Below are 16,584 nucleotides of genomic sequence, written 5' to 3'. Positions count from 1 at the left end.
ACACCGTACGACGAGTGGGGGAGGGCACGACATGGAGACCAGGGCGCGCACCGCGGAGGAGACCCGCGAGCGCATCCTGTCCGCCGCATGCGAGGCCATCGCCGAGGTCGGCTTCGAGAAGATCCGGATGAAGATGGTGGCCGAGCGCGCCGGGGTGTCCACCGCCCTGCTGCACTACCACTTCGACACCCGCGAGAAGCTCTTCACGGAGGCGATGACCCACTCCTTCGCCACCTCCGCCGGTCTCGAGGACGACACCACGACGGCCCCCGCCGCCGTCGTCCTGGCCCGTATCGTGCACAGCCTGCTGCCGACGGACCCCGAACTCCGCCAGGACTGGCGCCTGTGGCAGGAGCTGTGGGTCCGGTCGCTGCGCGACGAGAAGACGCGGCTGTTCGCCGTCGATCTGTACGCCCAGCTCCACGCATGGGTCGGCGGAGCGATCGAGCAGGGTGTGGCCTCCGGCGCATTCCGGTCGGCCGACGTCGACCGCCTCAGCACCCTGGTGCTTGCGCTGAGTGACGGCTACGGCATCCGGCTGATGCTCGGCGATCCCACGGTCAACGTGGACGACGTGCTGGCCGCCATCTGGCGGCCGGTCGCGGAGGAACTCGGCCTGCCGCCGGAGTTCCCCGGGATCTGATCCGCGGCCGTCACCCCGCCCGTGGAGCGGGCCGCCGCACCGGAGATGGGCGACACCCGGTGCGGCGGCGGTTCGGGGGAGGGGAGGGTCAGCCGACCCGGACGGTCCTGGACGTTCCGGGAGCCACGGAGACAACGGCGTAGGTGTAGGTCACGCCGTCCACCGTCTTGGTGCGTACCGGGCGCTTCTTCCCGTCGACGGTGATCCGGCTGTGCTTGCCGGGGAATCGGGCCTCCCAGGTGTAGGCGGAGCCTCCGGAGGTGTGGGCGAGGGTGGAGGAGGTGGTGCCGTCGTGACGCAGGCTGAAGGTGCTCTTGCCGATGCGCAGATCGTCCAGCTTCAGCCAGTCCATCCCGCTGGGCAGCCGTGACTGGGTGGTCAGCGAGCGGCGGGGCGCGTCGGGCGCGATGCCCATCAGCCCCTGGACCGTCTGGCTCAGGAGAGTGAAGGACACCTCGGGGTAGTCCCCGTTGGGGCCCTGGCGGCTGACGGTGTGCTGGGTGTTCCGCTGGTCGTAGATGTGGCGCATCCACTTCCAGGCCGTGTCCGCGCGGTTGTTCCGGAAGAAGGTGTCGGGGAGGTAGGTGAGGGCCTCGATGTTCCCGGGCCTGCCCGAGCCGCTGGCCTGCTCGTCGATGTAGTCGAGGTAGGCGTCGTTGCGGGGGCCGGGGTCGATGATGCCCTTCATCGGCATGAACCAGCTGTTCTCCTTGCCCCAGCCGGTGACCGCCGTGCCATCGGTGCGGTAGGCGCGCACCATGGACGCGCCCGATCCGTCGCCGCTCCAAGTGGCGTTGAAGTACTCCTTGAGCTGCTTGGCCCGTGCGGCGGACGCGGCCGCGAGGGCGCTGTCGCCCTTGTCGCGTGCGAGCTCCGCCAGCGCGCGGTACGCCTGGTACTGCGCCGCGATGCCGTCGCCGGCCTCGGCGAGGTGTTCGTTGCCCTCCTCGTTGTAGCTGGCGGCCCCGGCGAAGATGCCGTTCCCGGTGCCCTCGGCAACCTTGACCTTCCCGTTGTCCTTGGTGCCGTCGTGCAGGTCGACGAACTCCTCGGTCGCGTGGCGGTAGTAGTCCCAGAAGGCGGTGTCGTCGAGGTAGGCGCGGTCGCCGCTCCAGCGGTACGCCTCGTTGGCCTTCTCCACCAGTTCGAAGGTGGCAGGCACTTCGCGGACGAAGTCGTCGGGGCCGTGGTAGTCGATCGCGTGCGCGGTGGTGGTGTCGAAGTTGAGCGCCCAGACCGGGTAGTAGCGGTGCTGGGCGGTGGCGGAAGCGGCGTAGGAGCGGAGCATCGCCTTGTTCTCGGTGCTGAGTCCGAGGACAGCGGCTCCACCGAGCTGGTGGGCGAAGTCGCGCGAGTAGTACGCGCTGCGGTGGGCGTAGCCCGCCCAGTACGCGGGGCCGTAGGTACCGGTGCCGGTTCCCGACCGGTTGTTCTCGTCGACGTTCAACGGGCCGGTGGTGCCGGGGAGTTGCACCCAGCTGTTGGCCTTCCGCTTCGACCAGGTGAACATCTCCACGATCCTCGGGTCCGAGGAGCTGATGGTGGGGTCCACCGGGGATGACGGCGACACCATGACGTCGTCGGCGTTGACCCAGCCGTCGCCGGACTCGAAGGCGATCTCCAACTGGTCGTCGGGGGCCATGGCGATCCGGCTGAGGGTGTAGCGGGCGTACGTCGGGCGGCTGGGCAGCGCGACGGAGTCCATGACCTTCCCGTTCACCCGCACCGTGAAGTGGGCGCCGGGCCCTCCGGTGGCGATCCACGCGGAGAAGTCATAGGTGCCGGACTGGCGGGCCGTGATGGTCTGGGACGCCTTCTTGTCCGGACCCCCGTCGAGGTAGAGCAGCCGGTTGCCGCCGTGGGGCAGGTTGGTGGCGGTGCCCGCGCCGGAGGTGAGGGTCCAGCCCGCGCCCTCCTGCTCGAAGCCGGGGTCGGTGACGGTCAGCGGGGCCGGTGGGGTGGCCGCGGCGGACGCTCCTCCTGTCGGCAGAAGCGTTACGGCGAGCACGCTGAGCGTGGACAGCACGGACAGGCGGGAAGGTCTCATCTCTTTCTCCCGGTCGTCATCGGCGTGGACGGGAGCCGGGCGGCCCTTGGGGCGGTGACGCTAGCAATCGGCCATCAGGCTTGCAATGTGCATGCGCATGCTTTCTTAAGTGATCCCAAGGAACAAAATAAAGTCTGCAGAAAGATTGCAGTGAATCCTTGCAAGTACTACGTTCCTGGCGTCACCCTTCGTGCCACGGCGCGGCTGAGCGCGCAGCCGCAGACAGGGATCAGCCATGAACGTCTCGCCCGTGAACGCCCCCCTCGGTATCGACCGCCGAAGACTCCTCCAGCTCGGCGGCGCGCTCGCCGCCGCCACCTCGCTCTCCGCGTGCTCCGGCTCCGGCTCCGCCGGGACCGGCGGCGCGGGCGACAAGAACAAGGCATCCATCACCGTCTGGAGCTGGCAGGAACCGGCCAAGGCGCTGAGGGCGCTGGTGCCGGAGTTCCGCAGGAAGCACCCGGGTATCAAGGTGACCGTCCAGGACATCGGGAACCCGGCCATCTGGGACAAGATCACCACCGCCATGGCGGCCGGAGGCGAGGGGCTCGCCGATGTGCTGCACATCGGCGTGGACTATCTCCCCGGCTACGCCGAGAAGTTCCCGGACGGGCTCGCCGACCTGGGCGGGCTGGGCGCCACCAAGTACCGCGGGGCCTTCGCGCCGGGCCTGTGGCGCACCGTCTCCCCGGACGGCAAACGGGTCAACGCCCTTCCCTGGGAGGCCAATTCGGCGGGCTTCTGGTACCGCGCGGACCTCTTCGAGAAGGCAGGTGTCGATGCGGGCGCCCTGGCCACCTGGGACGACACCATCGAGGCCGGAAAGAAGATCAAGGCCAGCACCGGCACCCGCCTGATCGGCATGGACAAGCCCGCTTCCCAGGCCGACGCCGCCAACTTCTTCCAGATGCTCCTCCAGCTCCAGGGCACCTTCTACTTCAACGCCGACGGTGACATCACGCTCGACTCCCCGGAGGCGGTGCGTGCCATGAAGATCATCAAGCGGCTGAACGACGCCGGGCTGGTCAGCGACTTCTCCGGCGGCTGGAACACGATGGTGCGATCGCTGAAGAAGAGCACGGTCGCCGTGCAGCCCTCGCCCACCTGGTTCGGCGGTGTCATCGAGCGCGAGGTGCCCCAGCAGAAGGGCAAGTGGCGCGTCCAGCTGCCCCCGGCCGTCCGCCCCGGCGGTTCCCGTTCGGCCACCGTCAACTCCACCCACCTCGCCGTCGCGGGCAGCAGCCCTCACCAGGCCGCCGCCTGGTCCTTCGTCGAGTACGTCCTCACCCGTCCGGCCTCACAGGCGAAGATCTACCGGAGCGTGGCCATCGCCCCGGCCCTGATGAAGGCGTACGACGACGCCGCCTTCCACGAGCCGTCGGCCTACTTCGGCGGACAGAAGCGAGGAGAGGTCTTCCTCAAGGCGCTCAAGGCGCCCTCCCCGGCGTTCAACTACTCCGCCGACTACGCCCGTGCGCTCAAGGTGGTCACCGACGCGCAGACCAAGGTGCTGCTCAAGGGTGCCGACCCGGCCGACGTGCTGGGCGATGCCGCCGACCAACTCGGCCAGCAGACCGGACGGAAGATCGTCCGATGAGTGCGGTCCTCCACAAGGCACCGGCGGCAACCGCCCCCGCCAGAGCGGCCGGAGCGAGGAGAAACCGACCGCGCGGGCGCCTCGCCCCCTACCTCTTCATCCTGCCCGCCCTCGCCCTCTTCGCGGCGTTCAAGCTCTACCCCATCGGCTGGTCCTTCGTGCTCAGCCTCCACAAGTCGGTGGGCGGCGTCGACACCTTCGTGGGCGGCGACAACTACCGGCGGCTGATCGACGATCCGCTGTTCTGGACCGCGCTCAAGAACACCGCCGTGGTCCTCGCCGTCCAGGTCCCGGTGATGCTGGCCCTCGCCACCGGACTCGCCGTCGCGCTCAACTCCACGCTGCTGCAGGGGCGTTCGGTCTTCCGGCTGGGCTTCTTCCTGCCGATGGTGACCGGTCTGGTGGCTTACGGCATCGTCTTCTCCGTCCTCCTCCACCAGGAGTACGGCCTGGTCAACTGGTTCCTGGAACTCTTCGGCGCCGACGGCATCCCCTGGCTGACCGACCCCCTCTGGGCGAAGATCTCCATCGGCCTCGCGCTGACCTGGCACTACACCGGCTACAACGCGGTGATCCTGCTGGCCCGGCTGCAAACCGTACCGAAGGAGCTCTACGACGCGGCCGCCGTGGACGGAGCGGGCCCCTGGCACACCTTCCGCCATGTGACCCTGCCGGGGCTCCGCCCCGCACTGCTGCTCACCACGGTCCTCTCCACCATCGGCACCCTGCAACTCTTCGACGAGCCGTACGTCCTCACCGGAGGCGGCCCGGACAACGCCACCCTGACCATCGGCGTGTACCTCTACCAGACCGCTTTCAAGTACTTCGACTTCGGCTACGCCTCGGCCATCGCCTATGCGCTCGCCGTCCTCATCGGAATCCTCGGACTGATCCAGTTCCGGGTGCTGGGAGACAAGCCGTGAGACCCGCACAGCGCCGCAACGGCATCCTGCTGACCTCCTCGCTCGCCATCACCCTGGCCGCGGTGGTCATCCCCCTCTACTGGCTGATCGTCGCCAGTACCCACAGCAGCAATGAGATCTTCAACAGCCCCCCGCCCCTGCTGCCCGGCGGCCACCTCCCGGAGAACCTCGACACCCTTCAGCGGACCGCGTCCTTCGGACGTGTGGTGCTCAACTCCACGCTGATAGCGGCGATTTACACCCTGTGCGCCGGCGCGGTGTGCACCCTCGCCGGATACGGCTTCGCCAAGTACCGCTTCAAGGGCCGCGAAGCGCTGTTCGGACTGCTGATGCTCGGGCTGGTGATCCCGGTCCAGGTGACCCTGATCCCGCTGTTCAAACTGATGGCGCAGCTCGAGTGGCTGAACACCTACCAGGCCGTGATCATGCCGAATCTCGCCCTGCCGTTCGGCATCTTCCTGATGCGCCAGTCGATGGCCGCCCTCCCCGACGAGCTGCTCGACTCGGCCCGGATGGACGGCTGCGGCGAGCTGCGGCTGTTCTGGAAAGTGGTCCTCCCACCGATGAAACCCGCCCTCGCGGCACTCGCCATCTTCCTCTTCCTCTACCAGTGGAACGACTTCATCTGGCCGCTGGTCGTGCTGCGCGACAGCCAGTCGTTCACCATCCCCGTCGCCCTCGCCGCCCTCCAGGGGCTCAACGACACCGACTACGGGGCCATCCTCACCGGTACCGCCGTCGCCGCGGTGCCGATGGCCGTCGTCTTCCTCGTGCTGCAACGCCACTTTGTCTCCGGCCTGCTGGCCGGTGCCGTGAAGGAGTGACCATGTCCCATGCGACCCACCAGGCCGTCACCACCGCGGAGCTGGCTCCCGCGGCCTGGGAGCCGCTGCTCGACGGAGTGAGCATCGCCGTGCCGGCCCCCGGCGCGGACGTCTCCTGGGACCTTGTGGAGGAGCCCGGAGGGCCCAGCACCCTGTGGCTGCGGGCTGACGGCACCCCCATCGAGGTGCGGTTCTCCGTACCGCTCGGGGACGCCGCCGGATACTGGCATCCGCGCGTCGGATGGCATCGCACCTTGCTCGCCGACTGGGAGGGGCGGTCGGTGGCGTCCCTGGTCGACGGACACGCCGCCGGGTGCCTCTACGACCACTCCGGTGCCACCCTGCTGACCTTCGCGGCCGTCGATCCGGTCCCGGAGACCACTCTGCGGTTCGGGGTGTCGGAGGAGAACGACACCTATGTCGTCCATGTCCATCTGCCCGCGTCGGACGGCCCGCACCGGTTGCTGCTCGTACCGCGCGCGGAGTCGGTCGCCGCGGCGCTGCGCGTCCTGCGTACCTGGTTCACCGCCGAGGTGGCGGCGCTGCCGGTGCCCGACAGCGCCCGCACACCCGTCTACTCCACCTGGTACGCCTTCAACCAGCAGGTGGACGCGGAGTCCCTGGAGATCCAGGCCCGCCTGGCCGCCGAACTCGGCTGCGGAGTGCTGATCCTGGACGACGGGTGGCAACGCCACGGCCACGGGCGCGGCTACGCGGGCTGCGGCGACTGGGAGCCGGACGGGGCCAAGTTCCCCGACTTCACCGCACATGTCGCCCGGGTGCGCGGCCACGGACTGCGCTACATGGTCTGGATTGCCCCGCTCCTGCTGGGCCCACGGGCCGCCTGCCACCGGGAGTGGGCACCGTACGCCACGCGCCCCGCCACGGTCCCCGGCGCCGCCGTCCTGGACCCCCGCCACCCGGAGGTCCGCTCCCGGATCGTCGAGCAGTGCGTACGCCTGGTGCGCGACCACGGACTCGACGGTCTGAAGGTGGACTTCCTCGACCAGGCCATGGTGTACGCGGGCGACGGCGCCGGGGACGTCGGGGCGGCCATGGGCCTCCTCCTCGCCGACCTGCGGTGCGCGCTCCAGACGGTCCGCCCCGATGTGCTGCTGGAACTGCGCCAGCCGTACACCGGTCCCGGTATGGCTCCCTACGGCAATATGATGCGCTCCTTCGACTGCCCGGCGGACGCCACCGCCAACCGGGTCCGCACCATCGACACCTCACTGCTCACCGTCGGCGGCGCGGTCCACTCCGACATGCTGCTGTGGGATCCGGCCGCCCCGGTCGAGGCCGCGGTGCGCCAGCTCATCGGCACCTTCCACTCCGTTCCGCAGCTCTCGGTGCGGCTGGACCAACTCCCCGCGGGCCACCGTCAGGCGATCGGGTTCTGGCTGGCCGAATGGAGCCGTCTGCGTCCGCAACTGCTGGACGGAACGGTCGAACCCGGGCGACCCGACGAGCTCTACACGCTGGTCCGTTCGACCGCCGACGGCGTGTGCGTCATCGATGTGCACAGCGATCGCGTCGTGCCGCTGCGGCCCGCCGGGCAGCACGAGATCGTGCTGGTCAACGGAACCCCGGCGGACGGGCTCACCGTGGCGGCGGGTGAGCACTCCCGCACCGTGGACATCACGGTGCACGACCCCCGTGGCCGTATCATCGACCGGTGCCGGCGTGTGCTCACGCCCGGCTTGCACACGGTCCCCGTACCGAGCATGGGACTGGCCACACTCCGGATCAGGGAAGGCGGCACACAGTGAAGGTGGGGATCACCGAGGTCGCCACGCGGGCAGGGGTCAGCGAGGCGACCGTCAGCCGTGTGATCAACCGGCGGCAGGGCGTCTCCAAGAAGACCCGCGACACCGTCGAGCAGGCCATGGCCGAGGTCGGCTACGAACGCCCGACCCAGGGCCAGTTGGTCGCCCTGCTCACTGAGCACGTGTCCAATCCGTTCTTCGCGGACGTGGCCGAGCGGATCGAGTCCTCACTCGCGCCCCACGGCCTGAAGACGGTGGTGTGTCCCGCGTTCCCCGGCGGGGTCCAGGAGCGCGACTTCATCTCCTCCCTGGTGGACAAGGGCATCGCGGCGGTGGTGTTCCTCTCCGCGTCGAACACCGTCGAGGGAGCGGACGTCGAGACCTACGAGATGCTGCGCACGCGCCGCATTCCGTACGTGGCCATCAACGGGGAGTTCGCGGACGGTGTGCCCGCGCCCGTGTTCTCCACCGATGACGCCCTGGCCGCCGAACTGGCCGTCGACCACCTGCACCGGCTCGGACACCGCAGGATCGGCATGGCCTCCGGCCCGGTGGGCAACCACCCGGCCGACAAGCGGGTCGAGGGTTTCCTCACGGCCATGGCGAAGCGCGGCATCGAGGACCCCGAGCGCTGGGTGATCCGGCAGTCCTACACCGTCGAGGGCGGCCAGTCGGCCGCCACCACCCTGCTCGGCCTCGGTGCCACCGCGATCGTCGCGGCGAGCGACTACATGGCGCTCGGCGCCATCCGCGGGGTGCGACGCCAGGGTCGCTCGGTGCCCGGGGACATCTCGGTGGTGGGCTATGACGGGACGATGATCACCGAGTTTGTGGATCCTCCGCTCACCACGGTGCGTCAGCCCGCCGACCGGCTCGCGCTGGAAGTCGGCCGTACGGTGCTGGCCCTGGTCAGCAATCGCGATGTGCCCACCGGTGAGCTGCTGTTCGACCCCGAGCTGGTGATCCGCGCCAGCACGGGCCCGGCCCCCTCCTGACCGCGGCCATATCGCGTTCGGGGTGCCAGGAGGGGGAGAGGTGTAGCCAGCCCCCCTGTGGAACCCGGGGCTGGCCCCCATGCGGTCCGGGTGGTGCCGCCATAGCGCCGACCGGTCGTCGGTCCGTACGTTCTTGCAGGTCAGAACGTTGTGACCGATTCAGGACCGGAGTCCTTCATGTCTCAGGCCACCGTGCCGTCCGAGCCCCGCGCACTCGCCCGCGGCACCGCGCTGCCGGGGAGCGAGTTCGCTCCCCTCCTGAGGGAGGTCAGGAGGCAGGGGCTGCTGGAGCGCCGCAGGGGGTGGTACACCCGGATGATCACCGGGAACCTCCTCGCGCTGGCCGCCGTGGTGACGGCAATCGCCCTCGCCGGGAACACCTGGTGGTCGCTGCTGCTCGCCCCGCCGCTCGCGGTGTTGTCCGCCCGCACCGCCTTCGTCGGCCACGACGCCGGACACGCCCAGATCGCCGTCGGCCGCCGAGCCAACCGGGTCCTCGGGCTCCTCCACGGCAATCTGCTCCTGGGGATGAGCTACGCCTGGTGGAACGACAAGCACAACCGCCACCACGCCAACCCCAACCACATCGAGAAAGACCCCGACGTCGGGGTCGGCGCACTCGTATGGACCGCGGAGCAAGCCGCTGAACGCCGTGGCTCTGCCCGCTGGGTGACCCGCCATCAGGCCCGGCTGTTCTTCCCGATGCTGCTCCTCGAGGGCATCGCGCTGAAGGTGAGCAGTATCCGGGACCTGCGGCGGCAGCCCGTTCGCGAACGGGCCGTCGAAGGCGTCCTCCTGGCGCTGCACGCGATCGGCTACACAGCCCTGCTGCTCACCTGGCTGCCGGTGGGCAAGGCCATCGCGTTCGCCCTGCTCCACCAGGCGCTCTTCGGGCTCCATCTGGGTATGGCCTTCGCCCCCAACCACAAGGGCATGGAGATGCCCGACCCGGCGGATGAACGCCGCTGGGGCCATCTGCGCCGACAGGTCCTGACCTCGCGCAACGTGCGCGGCGGTGCGGTCACGGACTGGCTGCTCGGCGGGCTGAACTACCAGATCGAGCACCACCTCTTCCCGAACATGCCCAGGCCCCACCTCAGGCTCGCGCAGCCGCTGGTGCGACAGCACTGCGGGCTCCTGGGGCTGCCGTACGCCGAGACGGGGCTGCTCGACTCCTATCGACAGGGGCTGCGGCACATGCACACGGTCGGCGCTGCGGTCCGGCCCGAGCAGGCCCTGGTTGTCGACACATCCGCCACCGCGCTGGACGAGACGTAGGCGCACCGGTGAACACGATGCGGGCGCGCAGTCGTCAGGCGCCGACGTAGGCCGCGAGGTGCTCGGCGGTGAGGGTGGAGCGGGCGGTGACGAGGTCGGCGGGTGTGCCCTCGAAGACGATCCGGCCGCCGTCGTGGCCGGCGCCGGGGCCGAGGTCGATGATCCAGTCGGCGTGCGCCATGACCGCCTGATGGTGCTCCACGACGATGACCGACTTACCGGAGTCGACGAGCCGGTCGAGCAGACCGAGCAACTGCTCGACGTCGGCGAGATGCAGGCCGGTCGTCGGCTCGTCGAGGACGTAGACGCCGCCCTTCTCGGCCATGTGGGTGGCCAGCTTGAGGCGTTGCCGCTCGCCGCCGGACAGCGTGGTGAGCGGTTGGCCGAGGCTGAGGTAGCCGAGCCCGACGTCGGCCAGCCGCCCCAGGATCCGGTGAGCCGCGGGTGTGCGCGCCTCACCGGCGGCGAAGAACTCCTCGGCCTCGGCCACCGACATCGCCAGCACTTCGCTGATGTCGCGGCCACCGAGGTGGTGGTCGAGCACCGACGCCTGGTACCGCTTCCCCTCGCACTCCTCGCAGGTGGTGGCGACACCGGCCATCATCGCCAGGTCGGTGTAGATGACCCCGGCGCCCTTGCAGTCGGGGCAGGCGCCCTCGGAGTTGGCACTGAACAGCGCCGGCTTCACACCGTTGGCCTTCGCGAACGCCTTGCGTATCGGCTCGAGCAGCCCGGTGTACGTTGCCGGGTTGCTCCGTCGCGAGCCGCGGATCGCGCCCTGGTCGACCGACACCACACCCGCGCCGGCGGGGATCGATCCGTGCACGAGTGAGCTCTTGCCGGAGCCGGCGACGCCGGTGACGACGACCAGCACCCCGAGCGGGATGTCGACGTCGACCTCGCGCAGGTTGTGCGCCGTCGCGCCACGGATTTCCAGTGTGCCGGTGGGCTTCCGCACCGCCTCCTTGAGAGCGGCCCGGTCGTCGAAATGGCGGCCGGTGATGGTGCCACCGGCCCGCAGCTCCTCGACGGTGCCCTCGAAGCAGACGGTGCCGCCCGCCGTGCCAGCGCCCGGGCCGAGGTCGACGACATGGTCGGCGATCATGATCGTCTCCGGCTTGTGCTCCACGACGAGCACCGTGTTGCCCTTGTCCCGCAACCGCAGCAGCAGGTTGTTCATCCGCTGGATGTCATGGGGGTGCAGGCCCGTGGTGGGCTCGTCGAAGATGTAGGTGACGTCGGTGAGCGAGGAGCCGAGGTGGCGGATCATCTTGACGCGCTGCGCCTCACCGCCCGACAGCGTGCCCGACGGCCGGTCGAGTGAGAGGTAGCCGAGCCCGATCTCCACGAACGACTCGAGCGTCTGCCGCAACGTCGTGAGCAGCGGCGCCACCGACGGCTCGGCGAGGCCGCGGACCCATGCGGCCAGATCGCTGATCTGCATCGCGCAGGCGTCGGCGATGTTGATTCCCTTGAACGTCGACGACCGGGCCCCCTCGCTGAGCCGGGTGCCCTCACACTCCGGGCAGGTGGTGAAGGTGACCGCCCGGTCCACGAACTCCCGGATGTGCGGCTGCATCGCCTCCCGGTCCTTGGAGAGCATCGACTTCTGGATCCGCGGGATCAACCCCTCGTAGGTCATGTTGATGCCCGCGATCTTCATCCTGGTCGGCTCGCGGTGGAGGAAGTCGTGCAGCTCCCTCTTGGTGTACGTGCGGATCGGCCTGTCCGGGTCGTAGAAGCCCGACTCGCTGTAGAGCCGGTAGTTCCAGCCGCCCGTCTTGTAGCCGGGGACGTCGATCGCGCCCTCGGTGAGCGACTTGGAGTCGTCGTAGAGCTGGGTGAGGTCGAGATCGGTGACCGTGCCCCGGCCCTCGCAGCGCGGACACATACCGCCGGTGCGGGTGAAGGTCGCCTTCTCGGTCTTGCGGTCACCGCGCTCGACGGTGATCGCGCCGCTCGCCCGGACCGAGGGGACGTTGAAGGCGAACGCGCTGGGCGGACCGATGTGCGGCTTCCCCAGCCGGCTGAAGAGGATGCGCAGCATCGCGTTGGCGTCGGTGGCGGTGCCGACCGTGGAGCGGGGGTCGCCCCCCATCCGCTGCTGATCGACGGTGATCGCGGTCGTCAGGCCGTCGAGGACATCGACCTCGGGCCGCGCCAGCGTCGGCATGAAGCCCTGCACGAACGCGCTGTAGGTCTCGTTGATCAGCCGCTGCGACTCCGCGGCGATGGTGTCGAACACCAGCGAGCTCTTGCCCGAGCCGGAGACACCGGTGAACACCGTCAGCCGGCGCTTCGGGATCTCGATGCTGACGTCCTTGAGGTTGTTTTCGCGTGCACCGTGCACGCGGATCAGATCGTGGCTGTCGGCAGCGTGCGGCGCAGGCGACTGCGGGTCCGTCCTCGTGGTCATGCTCATCGTGTCTCCATGTGTCGGACGGGGCCGCCTGAGGCGGTCTCCGTCGGCGTCGCCTGGCTGCGTCTGACCAGCCTCGAGCAGTATGTCCGGTTGTCCTGCGTCGGCACGGTCGCGGCAACCGATCGCTTTTCTACCTGATCGGGGCGCGATGGGGGAGATGTGGAACCCAGCAGGCCGGTGTGCGGGACGAACGCGGTTCAGTGCCGCTCGTTGAAACGGATCATGTTGCCCGCGGGATCGCGGAAGGCGCAGTCGCGAACGCCGTACGGCTGCTCGGTCGGCTCCTGGACGACCTCGGCGCCGCCGGCCCGCAGCCGCGCGAAGACGCCGTCGAGATCAGCGGTGGCCAGCGTGATACGGGCGTAGCTGCCCTTGGCCATCATCTCGGCGATGGTGTGGCGCTCGTCGTCGGTGATGCCGGGGCCGACGGCCGGTGGCTCGAGGACGATGGACGTGCCCGGCTGATCCGCGGGGCCGACCGTGATCCAGCGCATCCCGCCGGATCCGACGTCGTTGCGGACCTCGAAGCCGAGGGTGTCGCGATAGAAGGCCAGGGAGGCGTCCGGGTCGTCATGCGGGAGGAAGGTCCAGTGAATGGTGATGTCCATGGCGAGGACGCTAGCCATGGATGCGTGACCGGCGCTTCTCCATTCCTGACCGGTCCGGACACCGCACGGCCATGGGGCGTCGGCGGTGCCGCGGATCCACGGCGGCGGCCTCGCCCGCTGTGGGAAACTGCTCGGGTGAGACGGCAGAACCTTGACGACCTCGTCCGGCTGCGGCGGGCCCGCGACCGGATGGACCGTGACTATGCCGAGCCGCTGGACGTCCCGGCGCTGGCGCGTGACGCCCTGATGTCGGCGGGCCACTTCTCCCGCAGCTTCCGCGCCGCGTTCGGCGAGACGCCGTACAGCTACCTGATGACCCGCCGCATCGAGCGGGCCAAGGCGCTGCTGCGGCGCGGCGACCTCTCGGTGACCGAGGTCTGCTTCGCGGTCGGCTGTACGTCGCTGGGCTCGTTCAGTTCGCGCTTCACCCAACTGGTCGGCGAGAGCCCGAGCGCCTACCGGGCCAGGAGTCATGATCACGGCGCTGGCATCCCGGCATGCATGGCCAAGATTCACACGCGACCGGTCAGGAATGGAGAAGCGAGCAAGACCGCTCGGCCGTAGCGTGAACGGCATGGACATCAAGCTTTCCCAATGCTTCATCGCCGTCGACGACCACGACAAGGCGATCGCCTTCTACCGCGATGTACTCGGCCTCGAGGTACGCAATGACGTCGGGTTCGAGGGGATGCGCTGGGTGACCGTCGGGGCGCCCTCGCAGCCGGACGTGAACATCGTCCTGGAGCCGCCCGCCGCGGACCCGAACACCTCGCCCGCCGACAAACAGGCCATGGCGGAGTTGATGGCCAAGGGTCTGCTGCGCGGCGTCATCTTCGCGACGGACGACTGCGACGCCACCTTCGAGCGCATCAGCGCCGCGGGCGGCGAGGTGCTCCAGGAGCCCATGGACCAGCACTACGGCGTCCGCGACTGCGCGTTCCGTGACCCCGCCGGCAACCTGTTGCGCTTCACCCAGCCCCTCGGGAAGTGAGCCCTTGGCGGGCGCCGCGTGGGTCGCTCAGCAGGAGCCGCGCGGCGGTGGCGGCGATCGGCCACAGCCCGAGCCCCGGCCGTCGGGTTGTCAGTGGCGACGGCCAAGATGGCTCACATGACGACGACCTCGCGCCCGGCAACCCCGTTCGACACCCTGCGCTCGCTCGCCCGCACTCACCTGTCCCCGCAGGACGCCGAGCGCTGGACGGGCCTGCTCCGGCCGGGTGTCCGGCTGCGCAGGGCCGAGGCCGATGAGCCTGTCGTCGGGCAGCTCGGCGGACTTCCCCGGCTGCCCGAGGACGTGGCGTGGCCCGTGTGGGAGGAGGAGCGATGTGCGTTGTCCTTCGTGGCGATGCTCGACTGCGCTGCCCTGCGCGCCGTCGCCGCCGCACAAGGCTGCGAACTCCCCCTGGCCACCGATGGCCGGCTCGCCTTCTTCACCGGTTTCGACGAGGAGGAGGGCCGGGTCGTCGACGCCGGCGACCGCGACACCTGGGCCGGTGCGCGTGTGCTGCATCTGCCGCCCGAGGAGCCGTCGGCACTCGAACGCCCGGCTCCCGAGGATGTGGAACCCTATGCCGTCGTGCCTCTCACCGCTGTGACGGTCCCGAGCATCCCGGGCAGCGACTCTCCCGCGTCGGCCTCCGCCTTCGGCTTCGCACGCTGGCAGGACCAGTACCAACACCCGGCCACCAGCGGCCCGTTCAGCCAGGCCCTGGAACCGCATGAGCAGCACAACGGGCACCAGGCTCTCGGCCACCCGCAGAGCATCCAGGGCGCCGTCGAGGTGGAGGTGGCGCAGGGCGTCCTGGGCGGCCGACTGCGCCGGGACGACCCGCAGATCGTGGCCGAGGCCGCACGCTGGACGCTGCTCGCCCAGTTCGACAGCGACGGTGACGCCGGAATGTCGTGGGGCGACTGCGGCGTGCTGTACTGGCTGATCCGTTCCGAGCATCTCGCGGCGAACCGCTTCGACCAGGCCCTCCTGACCATGCAGTGCTGCTGAGGGGGCGCCATGCCGAGGGACGGCGCCGCTGTGGCCGCGTTGGCCGGCAATGCCCTATGGGGTGGTTTGGCCTGTGGGGAGTGAGGTGCCGGATCTGAACGCAGCTGGGATGGACCGCCTGCCGACGGGGGAGCAACACAGCAGCGGAACCCCGGTCGGCAGCCGGGACATCCCGTCACGGCTGAGGAAGGGAACCGCCATGGAGAACACCGAGGCACCCGTCCACAGCCGGCACATCGTCTATCGGTCGTTCGGCGACGTCCGGCCGACCGTGGAGGTACTCGGTCTCATCGAGAGCGGGTGACGGCCGCACCGGCGCTGCCGGGCGGACGGCACAACCCTCGGGCAGCACGCGGCTCGTCCGGTAGGGTCCGGCTTATGAGTGCGGTTGATCCCCGTGTGTGGGCAGCGGATGCGCTCCGGCGCATACAGGCAGACGGCGCACGTATCACGCCCACTCCGCTGCGCCCGCTTCACATGCCCGCGCTCGACGGGATCGACATCTACCTCAAGGACGAGTCGGCACTCCCTTCCGGCAGCATGAAGTACCGCTTGGTACGTGCCATGTTCTGCAAGGCGGTCGCCGGCGGAGAAGTCAGCGAGAACACACCGGTGTTCGCGGCGACGGGCGGGGCGGTCGCGGCTGTCGGCGCCCGCTTCGCGAAGCTGCTGGGCCTGCCCTTCACGGCCGTCGTGCCGACGAAAACGCCGACCCCTCTCCTGGACCGGATCGAGCGTGAGGGCGGGCGGTGGCAGGTGGGGGAGCGGCCACCGGCCGCGGTGCAGGAGGAAGCCCGTACGTTGGCCGAGCGCCATCGTGGCTACGTCCTGGACCACTTCGCCGACGCGGAACGAGCGGTGGCCGACTGCGGCGGACCGACGATCGCCGACGAGATCTTCGGTCAGATGCGAGGACAACCGCACCCGGTCCCGGAGTGGATCGTGACCGGCGCCGGAACGGGCGCCACATCGGCGACGATCGGGCGGCACCTGCGGCGGCACAGCCATGCGACCCGGCTGGCCGTGGTGGATCCGGAGCACTCCGCCTATTTCCCCGCGTGGACGAGCGAATGCGATGACTACACCACCGGGATGCCCTCGCGTATCCCCGGCATCGGCCGTCCTCGCGTCGAACCCGGATTCACACCGGACGTGATCGACCTGGTCATCCCGGTGCCGGACGCGGCGTCCATCGCGGCGATGCGCTGGCTGCACACCGTGGCCGACGTCAAGGCCGGACCGGCGACCGGTACCCATCTGTGGGGTGTCTGCCACTTGGTGGCGCGTATGCGCGCGGCGGGAATACAGGGCAGTGTCATCACCCTCGTCGGCGACAGCGCCGAGCCCTACCGGACCACTCACCTCAGTGCGGAGTGGGTTCACGCACAAGGTCTCGATCCCGCGCCGTACGAGGCCGACCTCGAGCGCTTCGCCCGCACCGGGAAGTGGCCGCCGGGGCACGACGCGTCCCGTGCGTGATCC

Annotated in this window: 14 protein-coding genes; 11 read left to right on the top strand and 3 right to left on the bottom strand. The window is 69.6% G+C overall.

The features are described 5' to 3' along the window. The first annotated feature begins 31 nt into the window (after window positions 1-31). Complete coding sequence (locus JK363_RS18320; protein ID WP_201875977.1) at window positions 32-643, top strand: TetR/AcrR family transcriptional regulator; 612 nt, start codon at window positions 32-34, stop codon at window positions 641-643. An 88-nt stretch (window positions 644-731) separates the two neighbouring features. On the opposite strand, the gene JK363_RS18315 is transcribed toward JK363_RS18320, so the two are convergent. Then, window positions 732-2,690, bottom strand: coding sequence for a carbohydrate-binding protein (locus tag JK363_RS18315; protein WP_201875976.1), 1,959 nt, complete (start codon window positions 2,688-2,690; stop codon window positions 732-734). Between the two features lie 235 nt (window positions 2,691-2,925). On the opposite strand from JK363_RS18315, the gene JK363_RS18310 reads away from it, so the two are divergent. From JK363_RS18310 to JK363_RS18285, 6 genes are all read left to right on the top strand, one after another. After that, on the top strand, window positions 2,926-4,287 hold the full coding sequence (locus tag JK363_RS18310) for an ABC transporter substrate-binding protein (protein WP_201875975.1): 1,362 nt from the start codon (window positions 2,926-2,928) through the stop codon (window positions 4,285-4,287). Further along, window positions 4,284-5,210 (top strand): carbohydrate ABC transporter permease, encoded by a 927-nt coding sequence (locus tag JK363_RS18305; RefSeq protein WP_201875974.1) that lies wholly within the window; start codon window positions 4,284-4,286, stop codon window positions 5,208-5,210. The genes JK363_RS18310 and JK363_RS18305 overlap by 4 nt, the downstream gene beginning before the upstream one ends. Next, window positions 5,207-6,034 (top strand): carbohydrate ABC transporter permease, encoded by an 828-nt coding sequence (locus JK363_RS18300; RefSeq protein WP_201875973.1) that lies wholly within the window; start codon window positions 5,207-5,209, stop codon window positions 6,032-6,034. Before JK363_RS18305 ends, JK363_RS18300 begins: the two co-directional genes overlap by 4 nt. A 2-nt stretch (window positions 6,035-6,036) precedes the next feature. After that, window positions 6,037-7,803: a glycoside hydrolase family 36 protein gene (locus JK363_RS18295; RefSeq protein WP_201875972.1), complete on the top strand. Its 1,767-nt coding sequence runs from the start codon at window positions 6,037-6,039 to the stop codon at window positions 7,801-7,803. Between the two features lie 2 nt (window positions 7,804-7,805). Continuing rightward, a complete protein-coding gene (locus JK363_RS18290; RefSeq protein WP_307821767.1) occupies window positions 7,806-8,795 on the top strand; it encodes a LacI family DNA-binding transcriptional regulator in 990 nt (329 codons plus the stop codon). A gap of 177 nt (window positions 8,796-8,972) precedes the next feature. Beyond that, window positions 8,973-10,073 (top strand): fatty acid desaturase family protein, encoded by a 1,101-nt coding sequence (locus JK363_RS18285; RefSeq protein ID WP_201875970.1) that lies wholly within the window; start codon window positions 8,973-8,975, stop codon window positions 10,071-10,073. 34 nt (window positions 10,074-10,107) lie between these two features. Here JK363_RS18285 and JK363_RS18280 read toward each other — a convergent pair whose 3' ends face one another. Both JK363_RS18280 and JK363_RS18275 read right to left on the bottom strand, forming a co-directional pair. Then, entirely contained in the window at window positions 10,108-12,495 is a 2,388-nt protein-coding gene (locus tag JK363_RS18280) for an ATP-binding cassette domain-containing protein (protein ID WP_201875969.1), read from the bottom strand. Between the two features lie 197 nt (window positions 12,496-12,692). Next, window positions 12,693-13,103, bottom strand: coding sequence for a VOC family protein (locus JK363_RS18275; RefSeq protein WP_201875968.1), 411 nt, complete (start codon window positions 13,101-13,103; stop codon window positions 12,693-12,695). 189 nt (window positions 13,104-13,292) lie between these two features. Here JK363_RS18275 and JK363_RS18270 point away from each other — a divergent pair, with 189 nt between their 5' ends. The 4 genes from JK363_RS18270 to JK363_RS18255 all read left to right on the top strand — a co-directional run bounded on the left by JK363_RS18270 (window position 13,293) and on the right by JK363_RS18255 (window position 16,581). Continuing rightward, complete coding sequence (locus JK363_RS18270) at window positions 13,293-13,667, top strand: helix-turn-helix transcriptional regulator (protein WP_201876056.1); 375 nt, start codon at window positions 13,293-13,295, stop codon at window positions 13,665-13,667. A 10-nt stretch (window positions 13,668-13,677) separates the two neighbouring features. Further along, window positions 13,678-14,094: a VOC family protein gene (locus tag JK363_RS18265; protein ID WP_201875967.1), complete on the top strand. Its 417-nt coding sequence runs from the start codon at window positions 13,678-13,680 to the stop codon at window positions 14,092-14,094. A 117-nt stretch (window positions 14,095-14,211) separates the two neighbouring features. Beyond that, window positions 14,212-15,102 carry a YwqG family protein gene (locus tag JK363_RS18260; protein ID WP_236075883.1) on the top strand — a complete coding sequence of 297 codons (891 nt, stop codon included), beginning with the start codon at window positions 14,212-14,214 and terminating at the stop codon, window positions 15,100-15,102. Window positions 15,103-15,480: 378 nt separating this feature from the next. Continuing rightward, the gene (locus JK363_RS18255) at window positions 15,481-16,581 is read left to right on the top strand and encodes a pyridoxal-phosphate dependent enzyme (RefSeq protein WP_201875965.1); all 1,101 of its coding nucleotides are present in this window, start codon (window positions 15,481-15,483) and stop codon (window positions 16,579-16,581) included. Window positions 16,582-16,584 lie beyond the last annotated feature (3 nt).

Source organism: Streptomyces coffeae, assembly GCF_016741875.1.
In the GTDB taxonomy this organism is placed as follows: Bacteria; Actinomycetota; Actinomycetes; order Streptomycetales; family Streptomycetaceae; genus Streptomyces; species Streptomyces coffeae.
Note: the sequence above shows the minus strand (reverse complement) of the source record. Positions and strands in the feature narration are given on the sequence as shown.

Coding starts and splice junctions, on each gene's coding strand:
- JK363_RS18260 (WP_236075883.1), top strand. CDS start 14,212: ATGACGACGACCTCGCGCCCGGCAACCCCGTTCGACACCCTGCGCTCG.
- JK363_RS18310 (WP_201875975.1), top strand. CDS start 2,926: ATGAACGTCTCGCCCGTGAACGCCCCCCTCGGTATCGACCGCCGAAGA.
- JK363_RS18265 (WP_201875967.1), top strand. CDS start 13,678: ATGGACATCAAGCTTTCCCAATGCTTCATCGCCGTCGACGACCACGAC.
- JK363_RS18320 (WP_201875977.1), top strand. CDS start 32: ATGGAGACCAGGGCGCGCACCGCGGAGGAGACCCGCGAGCGCATCCTG.
- JK363_RS18255 (WP_201875965.1), top strand. CDS start 15,481: ATGAGTGCGGTTGATCCCCGTGTGTGGGCAGCGGATGCGCTCCGGCGC.
- JK363_RS18295 (WP_201875972.1), top strand. CDS start 6,037: ATGTCCCATGCGACCCACCAGGCCGTCACCACCGCGGAGCTGGCTCCC.
- JK363_RS18270 (WP_201876056.1), top strand. CDS start 13,293: ATGGACCGTGACTATGCCGAGCCGCTGGACGTCCCGGCGCTGGCGCGT.
- JK363_RS18315 (WP_201875976.1), bottom strand. CDS start 2,690: ATGAGACCTTCCCGCCTGTCCGTGCTGTCCACGCTCAGCGTGCTCGCC.
- JK363_RS18275 (WP_201875968.1), bottom strand. CDS start 13,103: ATGGACATCACCATTCACTGGACCTTCCTCCCGCATGACGACCCGGAC.
- JK363_RS18280 (WP_201875969.1), bottom strand. CDS start 12,495: ATGAGCATGACCACGAGGACGGACCCGCAGTCGCCTGCGCCGCACGCT.
- JK363_RS18305 (WP_201875974.1), top strand. CDS start 4,284: ATGAGTGCGGTCCTCCACAAGGCACCGGCGGCAACCGCCCCCGCCAGA.
- JK363_RS18285 (WP_201875970.1), top strand. CDS start 8,973: ATGTCTCAGGCCACCGTGCCGTCCGAGCCCCGCGCACTCGCCCGCGGC.